Origin of the sequence: Sphingobacterium multivorum (assembly GCF_900457465.1) — a bacterium.
GTDB classification, from domain to species: domain Bacteria; phylum Bacteroidota; class Bacteroidia; order Sphingobacteriales; family Sphingobacteriaceae; genus Sphingobacterium; species Sphingobacterium multivorum.
Genome location: NZ_UAUU01000011.1, coordinates 1,888,997 through 1,901,566, shown reverse-complemented (window position 1 = coordinate 1,901,566; position 12,570 = coordinate 1,888,997). Strand labels below are relative to the sequence as shown.

At 39.5% G+C, this 12,570-nt stretch carries 11 protein-coding genes; 6 read left to right on the top strand and 5 right to left on the bottom strand.

The features are described 5' to 3' along the window. Positions 1-587: 587 nt before the first annotated feature. The gene (locus DTA23_RS25725; protein WP_112376404.1) at positions 588-989 is read left to right on the top strand and encodes a helix-turn-helix domain-containing protein; all 402 of its coding nucleotides are present in this window, start codon (positions 588-590) and stop codon (positions 987-989) included. Positions 990-1,584: 595 nt separating this feature from the next. Here the strand turns inward: DTA23_RS25725 and DTA23_RS25720 are convergent. Continuing rightward, positions 1,585-1,908 (bottom strand): hypothetical protein, encoded by a 324-nt coding sequence (locus tag DTA23_RS25720; protein ID WP_112376403.1) that lies wholly within the window; start codon positions 1,906-1,908, stop codon positions 1,585-1,587. An 85-nt stretch (positions 1,909-1,993) separates the two neighbouring features. Next, positions 1,994-3,409: an aminotransferase-like domain-containing protein gene (locus DTA23_RS25715; protein ID WP_172462514.1), complete on the bottom strand. Its 1,416-nt coding sequence runs from the start codon at positions 3,407-3,409 to the stop codon at positions 1,994-1,996. Positions 3,410-3,517: 108 nt separating this feature from the next. Between DTA23_RS25715 and DTA23_RS30810 the strand changes: the two genes are divergently transcribed. The 3 genes from DTA23_RS30810 to msrB all read left to right on the top strand — a co-directional run bounded on the left by DTA23_RS30810 (position 3,518) and on the right by msrB (position 6,831). Further along, complete coding sequence (locus DTA23_RS30810; protein WP_370445173.1) at positions 3,518-4,399, top strand: 1-deoxy-D-xylulose-5-phosphate synthase N-terminal domain-containing protein; 882 nt, start codon at positions 3,518-3,520, stop codon at positions 4,397-4,399. After that, entirely contained in the window at positions 4,369-5,433 is a 1,065-nt protein-coding gene (locus DTA23_RS30805; protein ID WP_370445153.1) for a transketolase C-terminal domain-containing protein, read from the top strand. The genes DTA23_RS30810 and DTA23_RS30805 overlap by 31 nt, the downstream gene beginning before the upstream one ends. Positions 5,434-5,835: 402 nt before the next feature. Further along, entirely contained in the window at positions 5,836-6,831 is a 996-nt protein-coding gene (gene msrB, locus DTA23_RS31010; protein ID WP_239468853.1) for a peptide-methionine (R)-S-oxide reductase MsrB, read from the top strand. A gap of 59 nt (positions 6,832-6,890) precedes the next feature. Here msrB and DTA23_RS25700 read toward each other — a convergent pair whose 3' ends face one another. Next, positions 6,891-7,646: a response regulator transcription factor gene (locus tag DTA23_RS25700; RefSeq protein WP_112376400.1), complete on the bottom strand. Its 756-nt coding sequence runs from the start codon at positions 7,644-7,646 to the stop codon at positions 6,891-6,893. A gap of 150 nt (positions 7,647-7,796) precedes the next feature. Between DTA23_RS25700 and DTA23_RS25695 the strand changes: the two genes are divergently transcribed. Together DTA23_RS25695 and DTA23_RS25690 are read left to right on the top strand one after the other, a co-directional pair. Further along, entirely contained in the window at positions 7,797-8,603 is an 807-nt protein-coding gene (locus DTA23_RS25695; RefSeq protein ID WP_204991127.1) for a DUF5694 domain-containing protein, read from the top strand. 86 nt (positions 8,604-8,689) lie between these two features. Next, a complete protein-coding gene (locus DTA23_RS25690) occupies positions 8,690-9,421 on the top strand; it encodes a DUF3667 domain-containing protein (RefSeq protein WP_053003552.1) in 732 nt (243 codons plus the stop codon). A gap of 46 nt (positions 9,422-9,467) precedes the next feature. Here DTA23_RS25690 and DTA23_RS25685 read toward each other — a convergent pair whose 3' ends face one another. Both DTA23_RS25685 and DTA23_RS25680 read right to left on the bottom strand, forming a co-directional pair. Then, positions 9,468-11,183: a M14 family metallopeptidase gene (locus DTA23_RS25685; protein WP_112376399.1), complete on the bottom strand. Its 1,716-nt coding sequence runs from the start codon at positions 11,181-11,183 to the stop codon at positions 9,468-9,470. A 138-nt stretch (positions 11,184-11,321) separates the two neighbouring features. After that, positions 11,322-12,266: an aldo/keto reductase gene (locus DTA23_RS25680; protein WP_112376398.1), complete on the bottom strand. Its 945-nt coding sequence runs from the start codon at positions 12,264-12,266 to the stop codon at positions 11,322-11,324. Positions 12,267-12,570 lie beyond the last annotated feature (304 nt).

Below are 12,570 nucleotides of genomic sequence, written 5' to 3'. Positions count from 1 at the left end.
CTTATTCTGTACCGCGATAGAAGCTAGATGTTATTCAAACTAATCGCTCAGATCTAACGCTATTCGCTCGAACACTCCATCATCCAGCACTAGCGGAGCTGCGCATGATCATCTCAATAACCATGATTAAATTATAGATGAAGATGACTTGAAGTGGATTAATTAGACGTGAGTCCTAAAAAACCTAAAAAAAAGCAGTATAACCAAAGGTTATAATCAATGTATTTCATAGTTTTATTTTTAATAAAGATAACATACGTAAAAACCTATTTTACAAAGAATAATACAAAATAAAACAAGAGAAAAATGAAATCAGAAAATAGAACAAAAAAACGATTTCTCTCTTCTCGGAGCCAAGTTTTAATTTATCCGTCTATTTTTCAAAGGATAATCTGCTTCGCTTCAGTTTACCAGAATCAATTATAAAAAATTATAATTTTAAAAAGCGAATCGTTAATTTCGAAAAGTACACTATGAAATTAATACCCTAATTTTGCTTGTATTCAAAAAAGTTTGATGAAATATTTAACCTAAACTATAGCCTCAGAACACTATAGTGAATCAATAACAAGCGATTATCTTAAAACATGAAAAATAACATAAAGGAACAAAAAGAAACATTAAATCAATTGGATCAAAATTCAGCACCGCTAGCGGAACACCCCATTATAGTAGAATTTAAAAAACTCATTCACCAGTATCCTCAGAATCACTGGGATCTCCAATTCTACTTGAAAAAGCTCAACGTTTCAAGAATGGCCTTACATCGATTGACACTTTCAAGCAGTGAAACTTCACCCAGCACGATCGTCAAGGAAATTGTCGCAAGTGAGATTGCCAAAAAACTTGCTACCACTGAAATTCCGATTAAAGAGTTGACTTCGTATTATGGTTTTAGTTCTTCAGCATCATTAACACGGTTTATAAAAAAGCATACTGGTCTGAGTCCCCGAAAATTTAGGGCATTAAATGCGCTGGATTATGTTTAAAAAATAACTCGAAGCTATCTCCCGATCGATAGCTAAAAATTGAATAGCATAGGGTAAGCTTTTTATGAAATTTGGGCGATATTCCTATATTTACCAGTATTTAATGCTGATTTTTTCGATACTTCCGAAAAATCAAAGCATCCTTCAAATGCATTCGTTGTTCTTATAGAAGCGTTATAACTATTTTCTTCATTAAACAATTATGAAAAGGGATGATAAATGATATTTTTTAGTTTAAAGATATTGTTAAAGTTTGACAAACACCTTCTTTTTAAAAACTAAAAATACACATTATAAAACTAAAATATCTATCATTAAACAAAAAAAAGCGCACTAATCTGTGCACTTTTTTTGCTAAACATTATTATGCTTTGTTTAAACTTCACGATAAAGTTCTTTTGAACTATGAGGTCGCCTTAAGATATATTGCTGATTACAAGGCCAATCCCTCGAATCTGCTAATCCCTGGCTGTTTTATAAATCCATTCTGCTCAAAAAATCCTATCGACGAACTTATTATGAGTTCATTGACCCATATCACGTCATACGGATTGCAGACGGCAAGACATTTGTCCATTAAAGATGTCTCCATTTGCTACCGAGCTGCATGTTGGCGGACACCAAAGTCCGCGATTCGAATCGCACGCGTACCTGCCAGGGCATCCGGCTTCTGCCCTTTCGAGGTTATTCTTGCATAACCCATTGGTTGATCGTCGGCATACACCACCAGCCATTGGTTTGACATGCTGTTTATTTCGTTGACAAGTGTTCTGGAATTAAAATTGTCAGCGATGTAATGTTCCAGTTCAGCTGGCTCCACTAAGCTGGCGAATTTTTCTAGCGCCAGTGTTTTAATTATCATCGACAACGCTTCAATTCCCTGCTCTGTTGCCACCGTAAATTTTGTAACTATATTCATATATGCATCTCCTATTAAACAAACAAATGTACATGCTATCACTTGCTATTATTCGATACACATTATTCATTTAGCATCAGTACAGCTACAGGTTCCCACATAAATACCGACCTATATGCTGGATCGCTTCAATTCGTTTATCAGAAAATTTATCCGCGATGACCAACCTAAAATAATGTCCAAAAGTATTTGCAAAAGAGAACGTATAACCCGGTGTGAATCTCGCACCAATTTTTTCACGCTGCGCATAAAAATCCGACATATCTGTACTTTCGGGCATTTTAACCCAAAGATTATATCCACCTGCCGGGGCAATCACTTTGGTTTGTTCGGGAAAACTGGAAGCGATTAGGTTGGTGGCTAGATAGGCATTTTTTGCCAGTTGCATCTTCAGTGAACGAATATGCCGATCGTAACTACTGCTGCCGATTAAACGGCTTACAGTCTCCTGATTCAAAGGGGAAACTGTACTGCCCAACGCAAACTTGATCTGTTCGGCATCTTTCAGAAATAGCCCTGTGCTTAACCAGCCCAGTCGAATTCCAGGTGCCAGGGTTTTTGAATAAGATGAATAAGTCATCACCAATCCGCTTTCATCAAATTGTTTTAAAGTTGATGGTCTACTCCCGTGAAAGTTTAGGTCGCCATATATATCGTTCTCGATAACAGCAACATGATATTGATGAGCAATCGCCAATAAAGTAATTTTCTGTTCATCTGCAAGCAAAATACCTGTTGGATTATGAAAATTCGGTGTTAGCACGACGGCTTTTACAGCACTTCTTTGACATGCTCTTCTAAAAAAATCAATATCGAAGCCTTCTTTAGTCAGAACAGGAACTTCAATGACACGCAGTTTGAGCACCCGAATGACCTCCAATACAGAAAATACACATGGACTTTCCACAGCAACAATATCTCCGGCTTCGCATACGGCTGCCAAGGCGATATACAAGGCCTGTAAGGCGCCATCTGTGATCAGCAGTTCATCTGCATGCAGCAAGGTCTGATGAGAGGCCGCACGGCTGACAATGTTGTCCTTCAATTGTACAGAGCCATTAGACGGATAATAGCGTAGCAATCCCGCCCCTAGTTCCCGAATGACCTGTTGCATCGTCCGAAGTAAAAGTTTTTGCGGAACAAGGAGATCCCCTGGAGCCGCAACATTAAATTCCGAAAAACCCCGCCCCAAAGGTGACGCTGTTGTCAGGCCCAGCCTTTGTTCAAAGACAGCATCCCTTACTATTGGTGGACGACCATGCCCTCCTGGTTCTGCCAGCATTTCATTTTTCGTACTGACATAGTATCCAGATTTCGGAACGCTTTCCACTAGACCACGAATCATAAGATATTCGTATCCAGCTTGAACAGTACTCATACTTAAACCATAATAATCTTTAAAATCACGTACTGAAGGAAGCTTTTGTCCGGGTTTATAGACCCCTGATTTTATATTTTTCTCGATTGCCTGTGTAAAGATTTCAAATTTATAGTTCTTCATCTGTATTGATCACTTTTAACTATACTGTACCTGTATCGCAAATCTAATCAATCTAAATTTGTCTAAAAAAGAAATGACAGGTAATTATCAAATCAACAGCCCCAGTGAATTACGAGCTCTCCCACAGGAGGTATACCCGGGATAAGTCAGGAATTAAGGAACCTCATCATTGACCATATTGCTACACATGGCGGTCATTTTAGTTCAAGCCTTGGTGTTGTAGAACTTACCATAGCAATACATTATGTGTTTAACACCCCTGAGGATAAATTGATATGGGACGTTGGTCATCAAGCTTATGTCCATAAATTAATCACGGGTAGAGCGGCTCGCTTCCATTCGAACAGGCTTCTACATGGCATCAGCGGATTTCCTGTTATGGAAGAAAATAACTTTGACGCCTTTGGTACTGGTCATTCATCCACATCCTTATCAGCAATTCTGGGTATGGCCTGCGCGGCCAGGTATAAGGGTGATCATAACCGTCAACACATCGCTGTTATCGGTGACGGCGCCATGACTGCCGGTCTAGCATTCGAAGCTTTAAATAATATTGGTTTCGAACAGCCCGACCTACTGATTATATTAAATGACAACAATATGTCTATTGATGCCGGTACGGGAGCGCTACAAAATTATCTGACCGACCTGACCTCGGGGCAAGCCTATAATCAGTTCAAATCACAGATCAAAAAGCTGCTGTCGCGTAATAAGGATCGGGCACAATGGTCAATTGCTGCGATTAGAAAAATAGAGAAACTGATAAAAACGGGACTACTTGCTTCAAGCAATATTTTTGAGGCCTTAGGTATACGTTATTTTGGACCAGTGGATGGGCATAATCTCCATAAGCTTATCAAAATACTCGAGCAGTTGAAGCATATACCCGGGCCCAAAATAGTACATTGTGTGACGCAAAAAGGAAAAGGTTTTGCGCCGGCCATGTTAAATAAGGCAGAATGGCATGCCACGGGAAATTCGACAAACTGACAGGTGAACGGTTAGAACACCAGCTACCGCAACTCCACAACGAGACTTTTCAGCAGGTGCTGGGCGAAACGCTGACACAGCTGGCCCGAAGGAATAGTCGTATTATGGCTATTAGCCCAGCGATGCTTTCCGGCAGCAGGCTAACCGCAATGAAACAGCAGATGCCCAACCGTGTTTTTGATGTTGGTATCTGCGAACAGCATGCCGTTACTTTTTCTGCTGGCCTTGCTGCCGATGGACTACTTCCTTTCTGCTTTATCTATTCGACATTCTTACAACGCGCCTATGATCAGCTTATCCACGACGTCGCTTTGCAGAAATTGCCAGTCGTATTCTGTATCGACAGGGCCGGTGTTGTCGGTCCCGACGGCCCCACTCATCAGGGGGCATTCGACATTGCTTTTCTCCGATGCATACCCAACATTACGGGCGCTTCCCCCATGACGCTTACAGACTTTAAAAATTTGTTGTTCACGGCTCAGGACATCGCTCTCGACGGACCGTTTGCAATCCGCTACCCAAAAGGTCGAGGTAACCAAGAGAAGCAATCCGACAAATATAAAAGACTTGAAATGGGAAAAGGAAGAAGACTTTGTTCAGGTAAAGACATTGCCCTACTCTCTCTTGGACCCGTTGGTCAATATGCACAGGACGCCTGCTGCGAGCTGCTCCAGGAGGACATCCACGTCGGGCACTATGATCTCCGGTTTTTTAAACCGCTCGACGAAGCGTTATTACATGAGGTATTCCAATCATATTCGTCTATCATCACCATCGAAGATGGATGTATCGCAGGTGGAGTGGGCACCGCAGTGCTTGAATTTATGGTGGAACATGGTTACTCGGCTACGTTAAAACGTCTTGGTTTGCCCGACTCGTTCGCAGTACGGGGTACACAGCAACAGCTTCACCAACTTTATTACTACGACAAACAGGCTATTATAGCCACAGTGAGACAGCTACACATAGGCCTGATCAAACCGACAGAGTCATGCTGTAGCCTTAAGCCGAACGAGTCTTTCCCTGACAGTTAACTTTGTCACAAGAACAGTACTTAAAACAATATGGATTAAACGATCGCGTGCGCAGTTCGTAGGACATCACCTATATAGGAACTCTCCTGTCAGAGATACAGCTGGCGAAGTTTAGCTAAAAGGTCTTTTTGTCAGGACATACCTTTCATAGACTTATTTCGTCTTCCAATTGTAAAAAGAATCTATTAGAGTCAAAACTGTTTATATCTTCTAAGTTAAACATCCAGAAAGGTACGGTGTTTGTAGCCTACATGAAAGAAACAATGTTGTTTCTTTCATGTAGCAATCCATACCATGAAACACTTATTCGTTCTCCTTGCTATAGCGACCGGCTTATTTCTGATCAGCAAGGTTTGCTTTTCACAAAAAGGGAAAGACTTAAAACCGTCAACACAAAATACTATGAATACTACAAATCAAAAAGATCATGTTGTCTATTTTGCAGGAGGATGCTTCTGGGGAACTGAGCACTTCTTTAAACAAGTGCGCGGGGTCACCGCAACGGAAGTTGGCTATGCCAATGGAAACCTTCAGCACCCTTCTTATGCACAAGTTTCGACAGGAACGTCCGGGTTTGCCGAAACCGTAAAGGTAAACTTCGACCCAGCGCTTGTCGATCTAAAGCTGCTCGTAGACCTTTTCTTCAAAACAATTGACCCAACTTCACTGAATAAACAAGGCAACGATATCGGTACGCAATACCGTACAGGCATCTATTATACCAATGCCGACGATGCTGCTGTTATCAAAGAGCAAATAGCTGCTTTAGCAAGTCAATACAAGAGCAAAATAGTGGTGGAAATAGAACCTTTACAGAATTACTATAATGCTGAAGCTTATCATCAAAAATACCTGGACAAAAACCCCGGTGGTTATTGCCATATAAGCCCTGATTTATTTGAACTTGCACGAAATGCCAACCCCGAAAAAGCCAAAGTGAACATTGAAAACAGATATAAAAAAGCTGACAAGGAGACCTTGAAGAAGGAGTTAACTCCATTGCAATACGATGTTACACAAAACAGTGCAACAGAGCGCGCATTTGACAATGCCTATAATGACGAATTTAGGGAAGGCATTTATGTCGATATCACAACCGGAGAACCCTTATTTGTCTCAACAGATAAATTTGAATCGGGCTGTGGATGGCCAAGTTTTTCCAAACCAATTAGCGATAGCTTGATTCAAGAACACTCCGACAATTCGTACGGGATGCGCAGAACGGAAGTACGTAGCAAAACTGGTGATGCACACCTCGGCCATGTTTTTAACGATGGACCGGCAGATAAAGGTGGTCTACGCTATTGTATAAACAGTGCTTCACTTCGATTTATTCCAAAAGACAAGATGAAAGCACAGGGCTACGAGAAGTACTTACCCTTATTGGTAAAAAAATAATCTGCAGCGCCTCGGTTGAGGCGCTTGCCCTGAACATTTCAACATCCGTCAAGCCATCGTTACAATAACCTATTATTCAATGCATAAACCAATGCTTCATTCATGTTACTTACCCCCAGTTTTTCAAATAATTTTCGCCGATGAAATTTCACCGTGTCAATGGAAACGAAAATTTTTTCGGAAGTTTCATGAATGGTCAGACCGCGATGATAAAAGCGTAAAATTTCTATTTCACGTTCAGTAAGGTTAATCTTTTTTTGGGAGTTCCATTTCCCAGTCAACAGATCCAACTCCCAAACTAAGTTGGAGTGCAACTTTTCGATCGTCACGTTGCCCGAAGACACATTGGTGGATAAAGATACGATACAAATTGCCTTCCATATTTTCCCCTCTTCTGTCAAAAAAACCGGCGTCAGTTTATGATTAATCAAAATAAATTTGTTATGCGCATTTTGTATCTGAAAATCATACGATATAACGTAAAGCTTCCGTTCCTCGATGGGTATTTTTTCGTAAAAACTGAACCCCGCTTCGTTAATCGTAATGAGCATCCGGAAATCATCGGACGGAACATATTTTTGATAAAAACCATAGCCCATTTCCATCACCTCTGTGGCTGTTAAACCAGCGAGAAACAGCGGGTTGTCTGAAACAAACTCAAAGCTTTTGGCCTGATAATCGATTAGATAGATACTTTGGTAAGTAATTCGTGAGAAAGCTTTGACAAGCTCAATATAGCCATGCGTCTGCAGGATGTCCTTTTCTGAAAGACGATCAACAGTATTTTTTTGTGAAAATAGCGCGTTAAAATCCATAACGAAATTCTAAGTTTCGAAGTTAAATAAAACTACACTCAAGTGTAGCTTTTATTTGGACAAACTGTAATACTTTTGGACAAAACAGCTAGAAAAATACAGCTAACTGAACGAAAAGCCGGAAAAAACATAAAACCATTTCTTACACAGATGCTTATTAAAACTATACAGATTCGAAATATTGGAATCGCCCTTGGGGTCTTATTTTTTGGGAACAGCTACGCACAGCAGAAAATCGAAGTTTTAAATTTTGGGACATTTCACATGAGCTATACCCCTGATGCCCATAAAGTAGAATTTGATGAAAAAGATCAAAAAAACAGAAGAGAAACTTATCATGTAGCCAAACTGTTGGCTGATTTTAAACCAACCATCATTTGCGTAGAAGTCATTCCTGAAAAAAACAAAGAATTGAACAGTGACTACAGATCTTTTATCGACGACAAAAGCCATAAAGCTAAGTTTGGTGGTGAAATAGCGTTAATCGCTTATGAAGTTGGCAAACTTGCAGGGGTAAAAACAATTTATGGAATTGATGAACAACAAACTGCAGCATATAATTACAACATTGCCAATGAACTGGAGAACCAGGTGGATACTGTAACGTATAAAAACTACATGGGAAAAATCATGAAGGAATTCACCCATATTGACCAACTCTCCATTTTAGATAAATTAAAGGTATTTAATCATAAAGAGACCCTGCAAAAATTTATCAATGTAAACGCTGATATCTTAACCTACAGTAGTACAAAAGGTAATTTTGAAGGAGCAGACGAAGCCACTAAATTTTACGGAAGAAATCTACGGATACTCTCCAATTTAAATCAGATCCCTGTCACGGCGCAAGATCGTATTTTGCTGATCACCGGTGCTACTCACGCAGCTTTTCTTGGTGAGTTTTTGCAACGGAGCCCCAAATACAAGCTTGTGGAAGTTGCTGAATACCTCCAATAAAATGGTCCGTAAAGAAAGTTTGCCTTTATAGGCTTTAAAAATGATATAGAGTACCTAACCTTAATTACCTAAAGAAAAACTTCAACATGATAACTTGCAAAAACTGCGGTACAGACATTACGTCAAAATTTTGTCCCGATTGTGGCCAACCTGCAACGCTGAAAAGAATAGATGCGCATTATATCACCCATGAAATAGAACATGTGCTTCACTTTGAACGCGGTATTCTCTATACCATTAGCGGATTGGTAACAGCGCCGGGGAAGAATGTGCAAAACTACATTTCTGAGAATCGTAGCCGGCTGGTCAAACCTATTATTTTTGTTATTGTAACCTCTTTAGTGTACTCGATTATTGCCCACTTTTTCCATACTGAAGAACAGTATATGCAGTCAATCGACAGCCATGGTATTGAAAGTAAACTCATCATCACGACCCACATCTTCCGATGGCTACAAGATCATTATGGTTATGCTAACATTATCATGGGATTCTTTATCGCCCTTTGGACTAAATTATTCTTTAAAAAATACGGCTATAATCTTTTTGAAATCATCATCTTATTATGTTTTATTATGGGGATGGCGATGTTAATTTATGCTTTTTTTGCAATAATTGATGGTATAACCCACCAGCGTTTTATCTTATACGCAACATTGGTGACCTTTGCATATTACTCCTGGGCCATGGGACAGTTTTTTGATAAGACTAAAAAGATCAGCTATTTCAAAGCATTTGCCGCTTTAATAATAGGCTTTATCTCCTATTTGATCGTCATAATGTTCATTGGTATTACCCTGGATATACTTATAAGATAGCCATATTGTAACGAACGCAGCCTTGTGTATCAAAAATCACCGGTGATCAATTGATGCGATAAATAGGATAAAGAAGATGTGACTCTTCATAGTAAGGTGAATGTTTGTATATCCAATCCAGCTGCGCACTACTACTCGCAGCAAGTTTAGGGTTGTTCATCTTCTCGCGTTCAAAGGCAGCTCTTAAATCTTTATTCTCTTTTAGAAGTTTGGCTGCTGTATCTTCAAAAACATATGCTGAATAATATTCTTTCTGTCCTAAGATCGCATCAAAGAAATTCCAATTAAAATAAGAGTCTATTGCTTCAGGTTCTAAAGTTTCCAGCAAGAACTTTACACCGTCCTGATTCAAGGGGACTAAATAATCACCAGCACGCAAGTTTACCTTATTGGATTCCCGGAGGAGGCTGGTATCAAAATGTAAATAATGCCCTTCATAAGGACTTGAAGTTGTCTTGAAATCCTTAATTCGATACTGTTCCACCGCTATTACCATATCTTGTTTTAGCGGAATCATTTTGATCTGATTGAGTGTTAGCAAGTTAACAATCTCCCATTCAGACTGCGGAATGACATAATACGATGGAATAGTTACTTCTTTTGTCGGAACATAGGTATTATATAACTTAACTTGTTTTGAAAACTTAGCGTTTCTATCATACCACAATCTATCTTTCGAGGAGACATCGCTCGGCTTATATTTTGCCTCGAAGCCCTTAAAGTCCAGTGGTTCATATTTCGATGAATCAAGCTTCCATGCTATGGCATATTTATCCCCTATTTGATATTGCGTGAGGTTTTCAGTTCTTTTTTGTTTAATCTCCTTATAATGCTGTTCCATAAAATCCAGATTACAACGCATATAATCATAAGTCGCTTTGACACGTTCTTGATAAGGTTTCAACATATGTGTTTCCACCACGGTTCCGATGACATTAAATAGACTGGTGTAACCTGTTGCATATCTTGGCGAATCCATAAAAGTTGGAAAACCACCATCAGGTACATCGTTGTGGATGTTAACATAGGGAACAGACATAAACCCTTTCTCCTGGAGATCTTTCAGTAAGGTTTTTTGCATGTTGTTATTAAAATAATTACCTAAAAGGTTTCCCAGACGTTCTTTGTTTGTTGAGATATAAGTAAAAGTGTACTGATAATCGGCCCCATTGCTCACATGATTATCGATAAAAACATCCGGCTTGACCCAGTGGAAAATCTGCTGAAAACTGCGCGAGTTTTTAGTGTCTGTCTTAATAAAATCCCTATTTAAGTCATAATGCCTTGCATTTCCACGAAAGCCATACTCTTCAGGGCCATTTTGGTTAGCTCGGGAAAAGCTCCCACGATTTAACATCCCACTGACATTGTAACTCGCGAGCGCAACAACGATAACATTTTGAGGTGCCTTTACCTTTCCTGTCGCCAAATCCCGCATGAGCATCATAGTGGCATCAATACCATCGGGTTCTCCGGGATGAATACCGTTGTTGACCAATAAAATACACTTCCCTTTCCTAGCGACTTCCAGTGTCTTTCCAAACGGATTAAATACGACCACATCTATTGGTTTATTGTTATCGTCTTCTCCCCGTGTTTCATAGTGAATTGTTGTATATTTCTCCGCCAATTCCTGATAGTAGGCCCGCATTTCTTCAAATGTTGTGGATTGATTACCATTGCCCCGTTCAAAAGGTGTAGGCATTTGCGCATAACTTCTGCCAAAAAGCATAAAAGAAAATAATATCAGGAACCGTTTCATAAGATCAATTTAGCGTCCAATTTACGATAAACTTGTTAAAATGCGTAAGCAATTTCTACCTTCTATTAGGAACCGCTTCCCAATAAAACAAAATCCCTAAGAAATGTAGGGATTTTGTTTTTACTCTTTATCACTATTTCATTTGCTGACCTCATTTAATAATTCAATATCTTCCGTATCTAATTTAAGAGTCGGCGCCGAACATAGCGTATCCAATTGACTCTCACTTGTTGCACTTACAATGGGAGCGGTAATTAGCGGTTTAGCCAACAACCATGCTAATGCTACAGTAGCCTGTTTTGTCCCGTGTTTCTCGGAGATAACATCGAGCGCTTTTAGGACAGCTTTACCTTTAGCATCAAAATATTTTTTGATCCCACCACCCCTAGCCGTTTTATCAAAGTCAGCTTCAGTACGGTATTTACCGGTCAAGAAACCTGCAGCAAGCGACCAATATGGAAATACGCTCAAACCGTACTTCTCGACCAATCCCGCATAATCTGTTTCAAAACCAGCACGCTCTACCAAATTGTAATGCGGTTGCAAAGCAACATATTTAGGAAGACCATTTTTCTCCGCAACATCAAAGCTTTCCGTTAACCGAGTTGGCGATAGATTAGAAGCGGCAATATAACGTACCTTACCTGCTTTTATTAAGTCAGCATAAGCCGACAATGTCTCTTCCACAGGGGTTACGTTATCGTCAAAGTGGGTATAGTATAAATCAATATGATCTACTCCCAATCGTCGCAACGATTCATCAGCAGATTTCAAAATATGTTTTCTTGAGATATCATACCCGTGCTCCTTAGTCTCGGATCCAACTTTTGTTGCGATTACTATATTTTGACGGTTGCCACGGCTTTTTAACCATTTCCCAATAATTTCTTCGGACTGCCCGCCAGTTCCATTCACCCACCAAGAATACGTATCTGCCGTATCGATAAAATTAAATCCTGCTCCTACAAATTTATCTAGCATTTCAAACGATTTTTGCTCATCTAATGTCCAGCCAAAAACATTCCCGCCAAAATTAATTGGAGCTATCTGCAAATCTGTGTGTTGTATTTCTACCTTTTTCATTGAAATTATCTGTTTATTGTTCCTTTAAATAAAAAATCGCTATGTAAGTACAGCTATAAAGCTAAAGTTACGGTATTCATCTTGAGCCACGCCAGCATTCTTCACATCTAAATGTCAAAAAGATTAAAGTACGCTATTGCAATTTAGTACGCAGTTACTATGATTATACTAAATTGCAGCCGACTTTCGATCAGATCATTGTGCTCATAGCTAAAAATCTTATCTTCGTACTCATGGCCCATATCAATCTGACCTTCTTTGAGAATGTCAGATAAAGCCTTCGATAGATTGAACAGATTACATT

Excerpts from the sequence above, each read along its gene's own strand:
- DTA23_RS25725 (WP_112376404.1), top strand. The coding sequence starts at position 588 with ATGAAAAATAACATAAAGGAACAAAAAGAAACATTAAATCAATTGGAT.
- DTA23_RS25720 (WP_112376403.1), bottom strand. The coding sequence starts at position 1,908 with ATGAATATAGTTACAAAATTTACGGTGGCAACAGAGCAGGGAATTGAA.
- DTA23_RS25715 (WP_172462514.1), bottom strand. The coding sequence starts at position 3,409 with ATGAAGAACTATAAATTTGAAATCTTTACACAGGCAATCGAGAAAAAT.
- DTA23_RS30805 (WP_370445153.1), top strand. The coding sequence starts at position 4,369 with ATGGCATGCCACGGGAAATTCGACAAACTGACAGGTGAACGGTTAGAA.
- msrB (WP_239468853.1), top strand. The coding sequence starts at position 5,836 with ATGAATACTACAAATCAAAAAGATCATGTTGTCTATTTTGCAGGAGGA.
- DTA23_RS25700 (WP_112376400.1), bottom strand. The coding sequence starts at position 7,646 with ATGGATTTTAACGCGCTATTTTCACAAAAAAATACTGTTGATCGTCTT.
- DTA23_RS25695 (WP_204991127.1), top strand. The coding sequence starts at position 7,797 with ATGCTTATTAAAACTATACAGATTCGAAATATTGGAATCGCCCTTGGG.
- DTA23_RS25690 (WP_053003552.1), top strand. The coding sequence starts at position 8,690 with ATGATAACTTGCAAAAACTGCGGTACAGACATTACGTCAAAATTTTGT.
- DTA23_RS25685 (WP_112376399.1), bottom strand. The coding sequence starts at position 11,183 with ATGAAACGGTTCCTGATATTATTTTCTTTTATGCTTTTTGGCAGAAGT.
- DTA23_RS25680 (WP_112376398.1), bottom strand. The coding sequence starts at position 12,266 with ATGAAAAAGGTAGAAATACAACACACAGATTTGCAGATAGCTCCAATT.